At 42.9% G+C, this 17,000-nt stretch carries 10 protein-coding genes; 3 read left to right on the top strand and 7 right to left on the bottom strand.

Annotated elements, in window-relative coordinates:
* Nucleotides 1-19: 19 nt before the first annotated feature.
* From I8J31_RS06885 to I8J31_RS06870, 4 genes are all read right to left on the bottom strand, one after another.
* Entirely contained in the window at nt 20-1,291 is a 1,272-nt protein-coding gene (locus I8J31_RS06885) for a response regulator (protein WP_325101177.1), read from the bottom strand.
* A gap of 365 nt (nt 1,292-1,656) precedes the next feature.
* Nucleotides 1,657-2,919, bottom strand: coding sequence for a response regulator (locus I8J31_RS06880; RefSeq protein ID WP_325101176.1), 1,263 nt, complete (start codon nt 2,917-2,919; stop codon nt 1,657-1,659).
* A gap of 123 nt (nt 2,920-3,042) precedes the next feature.
* Nucleotides 3,043-4,281, bottom strand: coding sequence for a cysteine desulfurase-like protein (locus I8J31_RS06875; protein ID WP_199467543.1), 1,239 nt, complete (start codon nt 4,279-4,281; stop codon nt 3,043-3,045).
* A gap of 12 nt (nt 4,282-4,293) precedes the next feature.
* The gene (locus I8J31_RS06870) at nt 4,294-4,941 is read right to left on the bottom strand and encodes a 2OG-Fe dioxygenase family protein (RefSeq protein ID WP_199467542.1); all 648 of its coding nucleotides are present in this window, start codon (nt 4,939-4,941) and stop codon (nt 4,294-4,296) included.
* 380 nt (nt 4,942-5,321) lie between these two features.
* Between I8J31_RS06870 and I8J31_RS06865 the strand changes: the two genes are divergently transcribed.
* From I8J31_RS06865 to I8J31_RS06855, 3 genes are all read left to right on the top strand, one after another.
* Nucleotides 5,322-6,890 (top strand): methyl-accepting chemotaxis protein, encoded by a 1,569-nt coding sequence (locus I8J31_RS06865; protein ID WP_199467541.1) that lies wholly within the window; start codon nt 5,322-5,324, stop codon nt 6,888-6,890.
* 161 nt (nt 6,891-7,051) lie between these two features.
* Nucleotides 7,052-8,812, top strand: a complete 1,761-nt coding sequence (locus tag I8J31_RS06860; protein ID WP_199467609.1) for an ABC transporter transmembrane domain-containing protein — start codon at nt 7,052-7,054, stop codon at nt 8,810-8,812.
* Nucleotides 8,813-8,819: 7 nt separating this feature from the next.
* Nucleotides 8,820-9,287, top strand: coding sequence for a GNAT family N-acetyltransferase (locus I8J31_RS06855; RefSeq protein WP_233402635.1), 468 nt, complete (start codon nt 8,820-8,822; stop codon nt 9,285-9,287).
* Between the two features lie 62 nt (nt 9,288-9,349).
* On the opposite strand, the gene glgX is transcribed toward I8J31_RS06855, so the two are convergent.
* The 3 genes from glgX to I8J31_RS06840 all read right to left on the bottom strand — a co-directional run bounded on the left by glgX (nt 9,350) and on the right by I8J31_RS06840 (nt 16,779).
* Entirely contained in the window at nt 9,350-11,368 is a 2,019-nt protein-coding gene (gene glgX, locus I8J31_RS06850) for a glycogen debranching protein GlgX (RefSeq protein ID WP_199467540.1), read from the bottom strand.
* 67 nt (nt 11,369-11,435) lie between these two features.
* A complete protein-coding gene (glgB, locus tag I8J31_RS06845) occupies nt 11,436-13,625 on the bottom strand; it encodes a 1,4-alpha-glucan branching protein GlgB (RefSeq protein WP_199467539.1) in 2,190 nt (729 codons plus the stop codon).
* Nucleotides 13,626-13,650: 25 nt separating this feature from the next.
* Nucleotides 13,651-16,779, bottom strand: a complete 3,129-nt coding sequence (locus I8J31_RS06840) for a phosphorylase b kinase regulatory subunit alpha/beta (protein ID WP_199467538.1) — start codon at nt 16,777-16,779, stop codon at nt 13,651-13,653.
* Nucleotides 16,780-17,000 lie beyond the last annotated feature (221 nt).

The raw sequence follows: 17,000 nt of genomic DNA, 5'->3' as shown, positions 1-17,000 counted from the left end.
CGATAGCGGGGAAGGAGTCTTATAGCAAGCCGAGGCGATGTTTAATCACTTTTACCTGAGTGTCTTTGATAGGGGCGGCAATGCCTTTTTCTATCATCTGGTTCCATTGTTGCCAAGACTTGATTGCTTCTCCTTGATGGTCTCGGCTTAAGTATTGCTGAACCTCAGCACGAAATGAGTTAGAGACGACAATAGGGTTGCCTTTTCCTAGAGAACGGAGACGAGTTAATGCTCGTCTAAATTTCTCTACCAACTTCGATGAGGTATCGCCATTTTCTATGAGATTGGTAATGGCGTGTAGATAGTTATAGTAATGCTCTACTTTTTCTTCGCTGGTATCACGGGCTAGGCGGAGAATTCGAGCGTAGGCGTGTTCAGTATTTTTCCAGTCTTGTAGCCGATTACTGAGTTTGCCGAGCCTTTCCGACCTTTCTATGGAATAGGGGGATACTTGTAGGACAGTAAGCATGGCGGCTTGTGCTGCTTCATAGTTGCCTAGCTTTTCTTGAGCGTCTGCTAATAGGTCGTAGGCCGATAAAAAATGACGGCTTAGTTTTATTGTCGTGTTTAAATTATCTATGGCCGCAAGAGTATTGCCTAGTTTCATTTCACATAGGGCGACGCCATGATGTGCCCAAGCAAAGTTTACATGCTCTCGGGTGACCTGCATGTAGTGACGTTTTGCTTCCTTGTAGCGCTTTCGAGCAAATAAGGATTCACCAATGATCTTTAAGCATAGACTGCCGAAGTGAGGCTGTTGCAGCATAATTTCCTTGGCTTTGACTTCCATATTGACAAAGTCTTGCTTCTTACGGAATTGATTGATTTCGTCAAACACTGATTTTTGTTTCTGTACCCGCTCAAACCTGCGCTGGAAAGCAGCAGGCGTAAAGGGTTTAACAAGGTAACTATCGGGTTGATATTCTAATACGCTGACGACATTTTCATAGGCTATGTCGGCGGTGATCATGATGAAAATGGTGGAATGATCTAGAGCATAGAGTTTCCGGGTAATTTCTAAAATTTGCTGGCCGTTGATAACACCACCTAAATTGTAGTCAGACAATACAATGGAGTAGTGATTGCTTAACAGGCGTTTTATCGCTGCTTGTCCGGAAGGTTCAACATCTATGTTGCTATAACCTAATGACGTCATGAGAGCTTTGAGCATAGAGCGCATCTCACCCATGTCTTCGATAATTAAAACACGTTGATTCGTATTGTTGGCATTGGGTGCTAAAACTACATTTGGCTTTTGTGCTTTTCGCAAAGGCGTTGCTAATTCTGCCACTATTTTTCCTTGTGATTTTGTTTGTTACAAAAAATTACAATTCGGCATTGTAGGCCATTTTTAGGGAAAATCATATCTTGTATACCTATTAGGTATATGGCATTCATATTTATTCCCTAATACTCAGTTTCAGGGCGTTTATTATTTGATGACGTAATATGTTGGAGCTTATTTATAGGAACGAATGGGCGAGGGGGTTTGGATGCAGGAATGAAAATTATTTTTTATCTTGTTTAAAGGTGAGCAACACACAAAGTAAAAAATTGTTTTTAAAACAACTATATAGACTTATATCGGGCTTAGAAAGTAGCTAATACGAGGTTAAATTTTGCCTCTACTCTTAGTTGGTGTGGAATAGTTGAGGGCTAAACTACACCAAGGCGTTTTTTAAGTGTTGCTTCTTGTGCTTCGGTTATTGGTGAAGCTTGACCTATGTCTATTAAGTGACGCCAATGCTTCCAGGATTTAATGGCTTCACCGATAAGTTCTCGACTCAGGTATTGCTGAACTTCTACCCGAAAAGAATTGCTTATTACCACAGGGTTTTCTTTCCCTAGGTTGCGTAGCCGGATTAAAGAACGCTTGAACTTTTCAGCAATTTTTGAGCTTTGCTCACCATGTTCCATCATGCCTGCAAGGCATTTTAGGTGGTCATAGTAGTAGTCTACTTTTTCTTGGTAGGTCCCTTTGGTTAAACGGATAATTTTTGCATAAGCTTGTTCTGCAACGTTCCATTCTTTGATTTTAAGACTGATTTGTCCAAGACGTTGAGTTCTATCGATAGAGCGAGGAGAAACGCCTAGTGCTGCCATGATCGCTTCTTGAGCCGCTTTAGGGTTTTTTAGTTTTTCTTGAGCGTCGGCAAGGACATCGTAAGCGGATAAAAAGTGACGGCTGAGCTCGATGGTTTTTTCTAAGTTAACGATAGCGAGTTCTGGATTTCTGAGTTTCAATTCACATTCAGCAATGCCGAAATAGGCCCAAGCTAGGTTCTCATTTTTCTGTATTGCTAGCTCGTAGTGTTCTTTGGCCTCCTCATACTGGTGGCGCGAAAATAACGATTCGCCAATAATTTTTAAGCATAAGCTCGCGTAATGGGGGAATTTCGTCATGATGTCTGTCGCTTGTTTTTCCATGGCGACAAAATTTTGTTTTTTCCGCGATATATTAACCTCATTAAAGACTTTTTTTTGTTTCTCCACTCGGTCAAGGCGTCGGAAAAAAGCCGCAGGGGTAAAGGGCTTAACAAGGTAACTATCAGGCTGGTACTCCAACACGCTAACGACACTTTGATAATCCGTATCGGCAGTAATCATGATGAAAATAGTGGAGTGATCGAGGGCGTAAGTTTTACAGGTGGTTTCTAATATTTGTTGGCCATCAATGCTTCCGCCGAGGTTATAGTCGGATAATACTATATCGTAGTGTTTAGCTAGGATGAGTTTTATTGCGTTTTGACCTGAGGATTCCACATCAATATTAGTATAGCCTTTTGACATCATTAATGACTTTAGCATTAAGCGCATTTCGCCAAGGTCATCGATGATTAAGACACGTTTTTCAGAACTATTCGTTGTGTGTTGTGCGTCAGATTTTTCATCCATTACTGTCGTAAATATATCTGTCACAACAAGTTATCCTAATTCTATTTTGTCTACTTTACTCTATTCTTAACATTATGAATGAGACCCTTGTATTAATTCTATTCTAGATGAGAGTTAATGTGTGCGGGGTTGGCATTAATTTATGTATCAATTGGTTACAAGTAATTTTAATTTTTTATTGAAAGTGAGTACTTCGGATTCTTTGTTGTAGTGTAAGCAGCCAATACGGACAACTCCGCCTTTATCGGAAAGGTCCAGTTGTTTATAAAGTCCTTGAGCGTAGAAATTGCCATCCCATAGACAAATACCTTGTTTTGCAAAAAATTCTGAAATCCTTCTCGGTTCTATGTCTTTAATACAAAAAGCGATGGTAGGAGTGCGTTCAGATAAGCGATCTACATCCTGGATTCCATAGAGAGTTAAATTAGGGATTTCACTTAGTTCACTAATCAAGGCTTTACTAAGCTCCGTCTCATGTTGCTGGATTTGTTGGAAGGAAACCCTAAGTTGTTCTCGTCTTGGTCCCTGATGTTTACCTAATGAAGCTAAATAGTTGATGCAAGCGATATAGCCTGCAAGGGCTTCGTAGTTTTGAGTGCCTGTTTCCCAACGGTTAGGGTCGAGATCCTTTGCGGGGGCTACTTTATAAGGGGTTAATAGGGCGAGTGTATCTGGCTTGGCATAAAGTACGCCTAAATGAGGTCCAAAATATTTATAAGCCGAGGTGATTAAAAAGTCACAATTGAGATCTTGCACATCGATTAAGTGATGCGGTGCGTAATGGACAGCATCTAAATAACTAATGGCATGACTACGAGTTTTGATCAGTGTCATTACCTCTTTTAAGGGCACGATAGAGCCGGTGACATTAGAGGCACAAGTGATTGCCACAAGACGCGTTTTTTTATTCAGTAGTTTCGACAAATGTGCCATATCTAGCGTGCAGTCGGCTTCATTGACCTGCACATAATTCACTTGCACTCCTTTCTCTTCGGCGAGCAATACCCATGGCGATACATTGGAATAATGATCTAAGTTAGTCACTATTATTTCGTCTCCAGGCTGCCAATCACGAGCAATAGCACGACTCATATGGAAGGTGATACTGGTGGCATTCGCACCAAAAATAATGCTGTTTTCTGATGGTGCATGGTAAAAATCTTTGGCTGCTAGGCGAGCAGACGACATCATTTTTTCGGTTTCTTTACTGGAAAAATAAGCGCCACCTAAATTGGCATTAAAGCGGCCTAAATACTGTGTCATGGCATCAAGCACAGATTGACTGACCTGAGAGCCTCCAGGCCCATCCAGAAAGATAGGAGTGATCCCTTGATAGCGTTGGTTAAGAGCAGGGAATTGTTTACGGCATTCTTCTAGATTGTACATACGGTTTTCTTCTTAATGCATTAGGTTCGCTGTGAGCACAAAAACATCCATAAAACCTTTGTCGCCATTGATAGGCTGGATTGGCTGTGCACTATGGAAAAATTTACGGTCATTTAGGACAACAAACTCACCTTTATCAAAATCATGGCTGATGAGTGCTGGGCTGTTTGCGGTAAGGTGAATATTGATATTGCCACCTTGGATATTATGGCGTTTCATCACATAGATCCCAATGCGATCAAAACCATCTTGGTGAATCCCCTCAGGCGCAGCCTCCACGCTCTGGTGATCCGCAAGAATGCGTAACTGATGGACTTCAATCGGTGCCTTGTCAGCAACATGAGCCATAGTTTGGAAATGTTCAAATAATTCAATGAAGGCGGGGTCTAGGGTGGTGTGATCATCAATATCTTCATAGCACCTTACCACATTTCCTTGGAAGTGATTGATGCTTTCATCTTGAACAAAGGCTTGTGAAGGAAGACGAGTCAATTGACCTTGTGCAAAGGTAAAACGTGAATAACGACGTAAACGAAAAGCACCATCGGCGTAAGGGTTAGGAGGTAAGTTATCAAAGGAAGACATAAGGTGGTCAAGTTTATTAGACGTTAGCTGTCCCAATTCTAAGTAAAAAGTATCTTTGGATGGCTTGGTAAGCATGGGGAATCCTCTTTTTTTTGTTATTGGCAGATTGTGCGCAAAAGCATACTTCTCGTGGAAGCCTGTTTATCCAGTTTAGTGGGACTGAAATGAAAAAGTGTTGCTTTTAATGCACTTTTTGGGCTTGTTTTTGAATTTTATATGTCTAAATTTCTACATATTTGGTTTTTTTATTCTTTTTTGGTGGGCGTGTTTAAAAGTAATGGCTTTTAAGCAGCCTTTGGCCGAAGTCAAAGAGAGCGTGATGAAATGGGGATTTCGTTTATTTAGCTAGCAAATTAGGGTGGTTTTTTAGTAAGACTTTAGTCGTATGCTTTCTGTTTTGCATTGACCTTCTCATGGCATAGTTAAACACTAGAAAAAAATAAGAAGGAAAGGTTATGCTTTATTTCCCACTAGTCTGTGTTGTCGCTCTATTCTCGCTATTTATAGTTGGTTACCTACAAGGCTCTATCGCCTTACCTTTTGTTATTATTGGTGCTGTGCTTTGTTGTTTGCTTGTGTTGCCAAAAACCTTGCGCTCACCTGCTGGACAGTTCGCAAAAAACGAAAAAAACACCGCATTTTTAGGGAGTGATACGGATTACACTGAGGTGAGTCAAGCGGTTACCAGTGCGACATCTAAAATGGCAATGGGGGCGGCTGAAGTTTCACATTTTGTTGATACATTAGCTAAAGACATTCATCTTACTAGTGATGACAGTGAGCAAATCACACAGGCAGTAGAAAGGCTTTCCGAAACTGGATTGACGCTTTCGAATCACCTTGGCCAGTTAGCCAATACAATGAGTGATACTGCTGAGTCGAGTAGTACAGCCCAAAGAGCGCTGACGCACAGCACAGATCAGGTGAATGAACTAACACAAAAAGTACTGGCGGCGAGTGAACAACTGGCGTTATTAACCAAGAGTGCCGATGATATCGATAGTATTACAGCGGTCATCAAAGGGGTTTCTGAGCAAACTAATTTATTAGCATTAAATGCCGCTATCGAAGCAGCCCGTGCAGGTGAACAAGGGCGTGGCTTTGCGGTTGTGGCGGATGAAGTGCGTTCATTGGCCGCCAAAAGTGCAGATGCTTCGGAACAAATTTCGGGGTTATTGACTGATGTACGTCGTAATAGTGAATTAACCAATCAAGAAATGTCCTCTCTTAAAACACTAACAGACTCGTTATCAAAAACATTATTGGGAGAAACACAGCGTTTTATTTCGTTAACGGAAGAAGTGAAAAGCGCTTCTATTGTATTGAATGAAGTGGAAGCGACAGGAGAGGAATTGGGCTCGACTAGTACGCAAATTAGTGGCTCTATTTCTCGTATTAGCACCTCATTACAGGATATTTCTAAACGTAGTGATCGTCTCTCGGAAGAAGCGTCCAGTTTGAGTAATGGTGCTGAGGTAGTCTTTAGGGAGTTAGATAAAGTGGATCAATCCTTATTTTTCTCTGAGTTAGTCAAGACGGCAAAAGCTTCGGCTCAAGCGATTGCCGATTTGTTTGAAGCCGCCATAGAGAAAGGGGAACTGACTCAACAGGCGGTTTTTTCGACCGATTATCAATCGATTCAAGGAACCAACCCTCCAAAGTTTAGTACGGGGTATGATAGCTTTAGTGATCAACACTTCCCTGAGATTCAAGAAGCTGTATTAGAACAGAATGAAGAAGTTATGTTTGCCGGTGCGGTGGATGTGAATGGCTACTTCCCAACCCATAATAAAAAGTTCAGCCAGCCGTTGAGTGGCGATTATGACAAAGATTTGGTGAATAACCGGACTAAGCGGATTTTTGATGATCCGACAGGGCGCCGTTGCGGCTCACATACAGATACTTTTTTATTGCAAACCTATAAGCGTGATACGGGAGAGATTTTGCATGATCTATCTGTGCCTATTTATGTGAAAGGTCAACATTGGGGCGGTTTCCGAATGGGCTTCAAGTCAATTGGTTAAGCTGGTGTCTTAATAGCACACTTTTTACCCATTAATAGTACTAAGATCCGTTATAGTAAGTGCCTGTTAGATTAACTTAATGGGGCTTACTTTTGAATAAACCTGACGTGTCTAAAGAGTTTTTTACTTCCTCAGAGACAAAACCTTCAGCAACAGACGCTTTGGCTTTAGGTACAGGCATTAACACTTTCTTGCCTTTTTTAAAGCCCTATCGCCGTCAGGTGGTGTTGGCGCTTATTGCTTTAGTCATTACCGCTGGTGCTATGTTGAGCCTTGGTAAAGGGGTGCAGTTTTTAATTGATAAAGGCTTGGCTTCTGGTTCAGAAGCGGGTTTGACTCAGACGTTATTGGTTTTTTTGAGTTTGGTGTTTTTGCTAGGTGTTGGTAGTTTTTGCCGCTTTTACTTGGTTTCTTGGGTAGGTGAAAGAGTGGTAGCGGACATACGAAAAGCCGTTTTTAGCCATTTACTAACGCTTTCTCCTTCCTTTTTTGAAGACAATTCTCCTAGTGAAATTCAATCTCGTATTACCTCAGATACCACCTTATTACAGAGCGTGATTGGCTCTTCTTTATCGATTGCCTTACGCAGTAGTTTGATGCTGCTTGGGGGGATTTTATTTCTTCTAGTGATGCATTTTAAATTAACGCTCATTTTGCTTACCTGCGTGCCCTTTGTTGTTGTCCCCGTGCTGTATTTTGGTCGGCGAGTACGTAGCTTGTCTCGAGATAGCCAAGATGAAGTGGCAAACGTAGGGCGCTATTTATCACAAGCGTTACGACATATTAAGGTGGTGCAGGCTTTTACTCATGAGCGTCACGATGAAGAACGTTTTTCAAGTGCGGTAGAGCAAGCTTTTCGTGTCAGTGTGAAGCGTATTACACAGCGCTCCTTGTTAACTCTGATGGCCATTTTGCTTTCTATGGGCGGTATTGGCGTGATGCTTTGGTTCGGCGGCAAAGATGTGATTTCTGGGGCTATTAGTGCTGGTGACTTAGCGAGTTTTTTATTTTATTCGATCATTGTAGCGGGGGCAGTGACCGCCTTATCGGAAGTGATTGGCGAGTTACAACGCGCTGCTGGTGCTGCTGAACGAATCATGGAATTGTTGAATGTATCGAGTGATATAACTGGTGGCCAAGAGGGGAGTGTTGATTCGGAAAACTCGAATATGCTTCAGGGTGAGACTTTTATTGAATTGAATCAGGTGACTTTTTGTTATCCAACACGACCTAATACACCAGTTCTTAAAAACCTTAGCCTTACAATAAAGCAGGGTGAAACCGTGGCACTTGTAGGACCCTCTGGCGCAGGGAAATCGACCCTCTTTGAGTTGTTGCTGAGATTCTATGATCCACAACAAGGTGAAATACGTTTCGGCCATCATGACATTAAAGACTATGACTTAACGCAGTGGCGTCATCAATTGGCTTTGGTGCCTCAGGAAACGGCCTTGTTTGATCAAAGTGTGTTAGATAATTTAGGTTACGCGAACCGTGAAACGGACAAAAACGCGATCATTGACGCGGCGAAAAGAGCCAATGCTGATGAGTTTATTCAGTTGTTAGACAAAGGCTATGACACGCGATTAGGTGAAGATGGTGTGCGTCTATCGGGCGGGCAAAGACAGCGTATTGCTATCGCCCGTGCGATTCTAAAAGATGCGCCGATTTTATTACTGGATGAAGCGACCAGCGCGCTTGATGCGCAAAGTGAACACAAGGTACAGGCTGCGCTTAAGCTATTGATGGCCGATCGAACCACCTTAGTGATTGCCCATCGTTTGGCGACAGTGCTGAATGCAGATCGTATTATTGTATTGGATCAAGGGCAGATTATTGCTCAAGGGACTCACGTTCAGTTGCTCGAAGAATGTGCTTTGTACAAACGCTTGGCGGATTTGCAATTTGGGAATATGAATTAGCGAATAAATGACGGTTATTGTAGTGAATAAAAGAGGCGTATTCATGCAGGGTTATAAGATAAGTACAGACCACAATGATCTTGATTTCGAGGTGATTTATTCTTTTATATCCAATAGCTATTGGGCCAAAGACATTCCTAGAGTAACCCTGCAAAAGGCGCTTGAGAATTCCTTGTGCTTTGGTGTGTATAAGGATAGTGGTGAGCAAGTTGGCTTTGCTCGATTAATTACGGATAGGGCGACGTTTGCCTATTTAGCGGATGTCTTTATTCTCGACTCCTATCGAGGAGTAGGCCTGAGTAAATGGTTAATGTCTCACCTTGTCGATCATCCCGATCTACAAGGTTTAAGACGCATGATGTTAGCCACCAATGATGCCCATGGCTTGTACGCGCAATACGGCTTTGAAGCTATTAAAAACCCAGAAATTTTGATGCAAATTTGGCAACCGGATGTTTATAACAATTTCCTATAAAATAAAAATTCAATCTCGTTAAGGGAGCAAAACGGGATAGGGTCAATGGAAAGGTCGTACCGTTAAAGCTTAGCGACTAATACACCGCGATAAGCACAATTCAACCTGTTGTTTTCAATCCTGATACCGGGTGTATTGTAAAGTACTTCTAATTTCTCGGTGTTTATCGGAACAGGTACTTCCAGTGCGATATCTTCGCGATAAAATACCAGCCAAAGTTTGGTGGAAAGGTCAGCTGTGGTGAGGGTGAGTGCAATATAGTCTCGTTCGCCTTGTAGCCAGTCAGCTTCTGTCATTTTTTGGCTATGTTCGTTTAACCACTCAATGCCATCGTGAGGGTCATGTAAGTAAAGAGCATCATCCTCTAGACGTATTTCAGCCAAAATAGGGTAGGCTTTCCGTAATCTTGTGAGGGTCGATATGGTATCTTGTAGCGCTGTTCTCGCTTGGCTTTCTTGCCAGTTTAACCAAGTAATTTCATTATCTTGGCAGTAGGCGTTGTTATTGCCTTGTTGGCTATGGGATAGCTCATCCCCACCGAGAATATGGGGCGTGCCTTGGCTTAGTAACAAGGTAGCCATGTAGCAAAGTTGTTGGTTTAGTCGGTTGTGACGAATGTCTGAGTTATCGGTTTTTCCTTCAACGCCAAAGTTTTGGCTGATGTTGTCGCCGTGGCCGTCACGGTTGCCTTCCATGTTCGCTAGGTTGTGGCGTCTGTGATAAGACACCAAATCATTTAGGGTATAACCATCGTGATAGGTGATGTAATTCACTGAGTGTAAGGCGCTGCGGTAACCTTTATGGAAAAAATCTCGAGAGCCCATTAAACGTGTAGCAAACTGCTGCACAAGTCCTTCATCACCACGCCAGAAACGGCGTATGGTGTCTCGGTATTGATCGTTACACTCTAAAAAGCCCCTTGGAAACTGGCCAACTTGATAGCCGTTTGGCCCTATGTCCCAAGGCTCCATAACTAGGCAGGTTTCGCTTAACACAGGGTCTTGCAGGATAGCCTGTAGCAATGGCGCTTTGGCAGAAAACTGGTGATCGGTTCGACCGAGATCGACGCCTAAATCAAAGCGGAAGCCATCGACGCCCATGATTTCTACCCAATAACGCATACTGTCACAAATAAGACGGATGCTTGCTGGGTTGTAGGTATCAAAACAGTTACCACAGCCTGTGTAATTTAAGTATTGGCCACTTTCATGACGGTAGTAACGGGCATTGTCTAGGCCTCGGTAGCAGACGCTTGATTGGTCTAACTCACTCTCTGCAGTATGGTTATAAACCACGTCCAAAATGACTTCAAAGCCCGCTTCCCGTAGGCCATCTACCATGAGCTGAAATTCTATGACAGGGTCTTGTTTGGCGTAGGAAGGCTCGGGGGCGAAAAAGCTAATCGGGTTATAGCCCCAATAATTGTTTAGGTTTAATGCTTCTAAATGACGTTCGTTGGCAAAGCTAAAGCAGGGCATGAGTTGAATGGTGGTAATGCCAAGGGATGTTAAATGTTCAATACCAGAGTGAGAAACGACACCAAGGTAGGTGCCTTTGAGTTCGTCTGCTATAGGTAATAGTTCACTGAAACCTTTTACATGCAATTCATACAGAGTACGACTAGAAGCTGGCACCTTAACTCTTGCTGGACGCTGATGATTTGTTTGCACAGTACGAACAATTGATTTGGGTACGCAATAAGCAGAATCTATTGGATGTAGATGGCCTTCTTGAGTGATGGTCGCTTGGTCTTTATGCCAGACGAGTTTGCTGGTTAGGTCTTTTGCATAAGGATCGATAAGCAGTTTATTTTCGTTAAATAGCTTTTGTTGAGTTGCTTCGAAAGCGCCTTGAGCTCGTAAACCATAATGTTGGCCTTCGGTGAGCCCGAGTACTTCCATATGCCAAATCCCCCTTTGTTTAGCCACAAAGGGTAGGCGCTCTTGCTCATTGCCCTTGTTATCAAATAAGCATAAGTAGAGTTGGCTAGCGTCTTCAGAGACCACTGCAAAGTTAACGCCATGTTCAGTGACAGAAGCACCAAGTGGGAAAGGGTGTCCGGTGTTAACTTGGTATTGCATTATTACCTCTTCATTATTTCAGAGCTTGACACGAAACTGTGTTTGCGGGACCGTACAAAGCCTCTTTTTATTTACCTAACCACTTTAATAACATGCCTGCCAGCGGTGGTACTTGTAGTTCAATACTTTGCTCACGCCCATGGCTAGCAATATTACTAGTATGAAACTCTTGTGTTTCCATATAGCCGCTGCCAGTGTATTTTGCATCGTCTGTATTCAATACCAGTTGGTAACGTCCAGCACGGGGAACGCCAATTCGATAATGGCCCTGCGGTACCGGTGTGAAGTTGATGATTGCGATAACGTGTTCTTCATTGTTCTTAGCTTTGCGAACGAAGGCTAAAATACTGTTAGCGTGGTCGTCGTAGCTGATCCATTCAAAACCTTGATGGGAATGGTCGAGATGTAAAGAGGCTTCATTTTTATAAAGATGGTTTAGGTCTTTGGATAGGGTGTGTTGACCCTTATGTAGATCTATTTCCAGTAGATGCCAATCTAAAGAGCGTTCATGGCTCCATTCTTGACCTTGAGCGAATTCATTGCCCATGAAGTTGAGTTTCTTACCTGGATGGAAATACATGTAGGCGGAGAAGGCTCGTAAGTTAGCGAATTTCTGCCAAGCATCTCCGGGCATTTTAGTCAGCATAGAACCTTTGCCGTGTACCACTTCGTCATGGGAGATTGGCAGAACAAATTGTTCGTCAAAGGCATAAACAAGACTAAAAGTCAGTTCACCTTGGTGGTGTTTTCTGTAGACAGGGTCTTTCTTAATATACTCAAGCGAGTCATTCATCCAGCCCATATTCCATTTGAAACCAAAGCCTAAACCGTCCATGTAGGTGGGTTTAGATACCCCTGGAAAAGCCGTGGACTCTTCTGCAACGGTGAAGCAACGAGGGTGATTTAGGTAGACGGTTTCATTCAAGCGGCGTAGGAAATCAATGGCTTCGTAGTTGTGGTTACCGCCGTCTTTGTTTGGAATCCATTCGCCATCTTCCCGTGAATAATCCAAGTAAAGCATAGAGGCGACAGCATCGACCCTGAGGCCATCAATGTGAAATTCTTCCAGCCAGAAAACCGCATTACTGATGAGGTAGTTTACGACGTGCTCTTTACCAAAATCGTAAATCAGCGAGTTCCATTCCGGGTGCCAGCCTTTTTTCGGATCCGGATATTCATATTGTTTTGAACCATCAAAGTTTGCCAAGCCGTGACTGTCAGCAGGAAAGTGAGCGGGCACCCAATCCATGATGACACTGATGTCAGCTTGATGTAGAGCGTCGATGAGAGCTTTAAATTCTTCTGCTGTGCCAAAGCGTGAAGTGGCTGCAAATAAGCCAACTGGCTGATAACCCCATGAGCCATCATAAGGGTATTCAGTGACAGGCAGTAGCTCAACATGGGTGTAGCCCATTTCTTTAATATAAGGCACCAGCTGATCTTTTATTTCAAGATAAGTAAGCGGTAAATTGTGTTCGTTACGGCGCCAAGAACCAAGCTGTAGCTCATAAATACTCATGGGCTTTTCGTATAAGTCTTCGAGTGGGCGGTTCATCCAAGCTTCGTCTTGCCATTGGTGCTTGTTATCGAAGCAGGTCACACTAGCAAAGGAGGGAAATTGCTCAATTCGTTGAGCATAAGGGTCACTACGGTGAGGAAGCAGATCGCCATTATTAGCACGAATTTCAAACTTATAGCGCGCGCCATGATTCACATCTGGAATGAATAAGCGCCAAATGCCGTCGCCATTACTCGACATTGGATGAGCACCGCCATCCCAAGCATTGAAATCACCGACGACGGAAACCGAGCGAGCTGCGGGGGCATAGACAGCAAAACGGGTGCCATTTATTGTGAGTTCATCATTGACTGGCGCACCTGTTCTAATTGCTCCTTGGCTTTTGTATAGATTAGCTTGATGGTGTTGAGGATCACTAAAGGTCGCATTGGGGAATTGATAAGGGTCGACAATAGTAATGGACTCTTTACCGTAAAAGACTTCAAGACGGTAATGAAAGCGAGTCGTTTGCTGTGGAAATTCAGCATAAAATAGGCCTCTTTCATTCGCTTGCGTCATGTTAGAGAGTACTTTGTCTGAATCTATTCCCAATACGCGTATGGCGGTCGCATTAGGTCGCCATACAGTTAATGTTAAGTTTTTTTTCGAAGCGGATTCTTGCAGTCCTAAGCAGCCAAATGGGTCAGCACAGCAAGTATTTAAAATGTCTTCGATAAGCGGGTTTTTTAGTAGGCCCATTCAATTCTCCAGCAGAATCAATGCGTTAACTCGATGTTTGTTGGTGCTGATGGCTGTGTAGCTTGCTCACTGCCCAACGCAAATATTGGTTCACTTTATTAGGTGTTATTTGTGCGAACTCATCTAGCGCTGCTTCTGCTAGCTCCTCTTCAGGATGGTCTGCCTGATGTTGTTTTACATGGTCCAGTGCGGCTTGAGAAACCAACACGGGAAGGTTTACTTCTTGTTCAAATTTGCAAGCTTTGTGCTGCTGGCAAAATTGAATAAAAGCATATAGACCTTCAAAAATAAGACTTTTATACCAGTTAGGGTGTATGTCTGAGGTCAATGATTCGATTATGGCTGCGAAGGTATCTTCCCCTGGTGTCATTGAACTGAGTGCGCGTTTACAATCCAGTGTGGTATTACTTTGCAAATCACCAAAAACGATGGTGTTAACATGGCTTAAGCTTTCCCAAAGTTGTAATAACATAGACTCTGGTAGCTTAGTGATCATGCCCTGTTCAGAGCGCCAATCGAACCAGTCGACATCTTTCATTTTACTGTCGTTGCTATCAACATTATGGTGATAACGAACATGTGTAGTCACATAGGCAAATTCTTCATGCTTTTGTTGTAACACTTGTTTTAGTGTTTCGTAAAGCTCACTAGGCGATATCTTAGATAGAGTATCGAAAACAGATTCGCTTTCTTCTGGGTCAAAATGACGTGCACAAAGGAGCGCCAAGTTGTGAATGCGAATAGTACGTACACCATCAAAGGCATCTGGATGGACCTTGATTAAGGTCCCTGCAATTGAAATTAGCTCGTGACAAATGACTAATCCAATAGGAGAGGAGGAGCCGTTTTTTAGCAGAGTTAGAATCTCATCCTGATGCAGGGGTAAGCTTATGTTTGTTTCTGTTTCAGGTGTTTCTCCGATGACTAGCAAACGCTGACGAACCGTGATATCAGCAATGTAAGTTGCCAAATCTGTGGAGGGTTGCAGCATGAGTGAAAACAGCATTCTTGCCGAACGCCAGTCCTCTGTTAGTAATGTTTGCAGGTAAACAGAATTGAGTACCTTGTAGGCGGTCGTCGCCGGTGTTGAGTTAGGTACTGTGTTCATGAGCGCTCGACGGGAGCCTAGTTCGATTAAGCACTCAACCATTTCTGCTAAGCTAGGTTTCTCATTCAGTCGGGCTAACAGGGTATCTGTATCGGCTTGAGAAATTGCTGCACTATTGTGCTCTTGAGATTTATTGGTAACAGGCCAAGGTTTTTCATGAACAGGGAGTTGAATGCCAAGTACAGCGTTGTCTTGTGTGGTGATGGTGATGGTACGGCGGTTACCCGATTTAAAGGCATTTTTTGCCGACTGGGGGACAACGCGGAATTCTTCTAATTCACGTTTTTGTAGCAAACGAATAAACTCAAACAATTCATCGCAACCCTGCATGTCACTTATGGCTTCATCGATCAATATGGTAAATACCGCATTAGTTTGGTAATACCAGTGTTCTGCTATGATGGACAGTTCATTTCGAATGTGGGCTTGAAAGAGGGCTGGGTCTATTTTGCGGTAATCTTTATCTTCGTTTTGAATCCAAGAGAGGCACAAATAGCTTTCGTCATTAATGTTGAATGCCTGTGACGTTGCCAAGCTGTTTAAAGCTCGATTTGGTCGACCCGTTAGGCCTAACACATCGGATGCTCCAAGGTGTCGATAGGTATTAACCAGTTGTTGGGCACTAATGGCTTTTAATGGCGCTATGTCTTCGAGTGTTTGACAAAGGCATCCGGCATCTAGCAATTTCTGTTTTACGGCATCATTTTGCGCCAAAATCACCATAGAGGTTGTAGGTTTATTAGGCTTGTGCTGAATCTTATGTAAGCCGAGTGGGTCTAAGTCATCGGTTTTGATCAACTCATCATCGAGCATCTTACCAACTAAATAGAGGCTTTGTGCCCAAACCAGTGGTAGGTTGTCATTAGGTAGGCGTTTTTGTGAGCCTGGGTTTTCCTTTTCAGCGAGAATGTTTTCCTGCGGTACATAGTACAGCTCAGGTAAAAGCATTTGACCGTCTTTTTCGACCATTAAGGATTCGAGCTTATGTCGATAGAAGTTGGCACTTTCCCAATCACGGGCAAATAGCCTATCTATATAAAGGTAAGTAAAGAATAATGGCCATTCTGATTCAATGTGTTCGAAATTAATTAGCTCATCGAACTCGTAGTAAATACGGCTTTGATCTTCTAATTCGGACTGGTGACCATCCAGTAGGAAGCGTTTACAACCATACTCTCCACCAAGTTTGCTGATAATTTCCTTACGAGTTCGTTTTGTTAGTTGCTCATCGTTTACGGCAAAAGCTGGGAAGCTGATGATACTTAGGACGGCACTATCTACTTCTTTCGAACGGGATTCTTTAGGTAATAAAGATTGCAATACAGACCCAGCACGGGCCACGGCGTCTGCAAAGGAATGTACAACAGACCATTCAGGGCCATCTTCGCCAAACAAATTTAATCCATCCATGGCTTCCATGGCTGCTTTTGCCATGCCCACAGAGCTGGCGTTTATTTCTGCTTTACCATTATTTACCTTGTTGCCGCGCTCCCAAATACCGTAATCCGGTGTTCGGTAGGTACGTGAAATGTAATAAATAAGGTTTTGAATGAAATTGGATTCTTCACGGGTAAAAATGAGCTTGCTACCCGCTTTGGTCATTTGCGCCATCATTAGCAAATAAAAACTGGTGGCATCAATTTGTAAATGCCCCCAAGCATCATCTGCAACGGCTTCTAACCCTGTTTTTGTATCGTACTTTGCATGCAACGCATCTTTGGGATCTAGGCTGTGTTTAAAAGCTTCCACTTTATGGGATTGACGCATCATGGCGTAGAGGAGGCCGCGCATCATTTTAATGCAAGAAAATTCTAATTCGTGGGTACGTTTATCTGGGTTAGAAGCGCGCTTATAGGCAAGGTGTAAGGCCCAAACGGCTTGGATACTATAGACATTATCTCGCACCCAAGCATCGGTATAATTACCATGATTATTAATACTGGTGCTGGCAGGGAAAAGTCCGGTGACAGGGTGTTGGCGTGATAAAATGACAGCCTGAATATGTTGATAAAGAGCGTCTAACTTTTGTTGAGTATCAAACGACATGTTCGATGATCCCTTATGATATATATTTGCTTGTGATCTAGGTTACTCAGCCTACAACTGCTGAAATGAATTACTATTGAAACTACTATACCCAACCATAATAAGAGTCTCCAATAAGTTAAAGTAGTAAAATTACTTCTTTTTCACTTAATTTTTTTCACTCTAGATAAAGGCGACAAAAAGCCTTTTATAATGATCAAAATATGATCGTAAAAGGTTAT

The sequence above is a fragment of the Marinomonas transparens genome, from assembly GCF_016463975.1.
Lineage (GTDB): Bacteria > Pseudomonadota > Gammaproteobacteria > Pseudomonadales > Marinomonadaceae > Marinomonas > Marinomonas transparens.
Note: the sequence above shows the minus strand (reverse complement) of the source record. Positions and strands in the feature narration are given on the sequence as shown.

Bases quoted from the DNA above. Each gene is read 5' to 3' on its own strand.
- I8J31_RS06855 (WP_233402635.1), top strand. From the start codon at position 8,820: ATGACGGTTATTGTAGTGAATAAAAGAGGCGTATTCATGCAGGGTTAT.
- glgB (WP_199467539.1), bottom strand. From the start codon at position 13,625: ATGGGCCTACTAAAAAACCCGCTTATCGAAGACATTTTAAATACTTGC.
- I8J31_RS06875 (WP_199467543.1), bottom strand. From the start codon at position 4,281: ATGTACAATCTAGAAGAATGCCGTAAACAATTCCCTGCTCTTAACCAA.
- glgX (WP_199467540.1), bottom strand. From the start codon at position 11,368: ATGCAATACCAAGTTAACACCGGACACCCTTTCCCACTTGGTGCTTCT.
- I8J31_RS06840 (WP_199467538.1), bottom strand. From the start codon at position 16,779: ATGTCGTTTGATACTCAACAAAAGTTAGACGCTCTTTATCAACATATT.
- I8J31_RS06870 (WP_199467542.1), bottom strand. From the start codon at position 4,941: ATGCTTACCAAGCCATCCAAAGATACTTTTTACTTAGAATTGGGACAG.
- I8J31_RS06865 (WP_199467541.1), top strand. From the start codon at position 5,322: ATGCTTTATTTCCCACTAGTCTGTGTTGTCGCTCTATTCTCGCTATTT.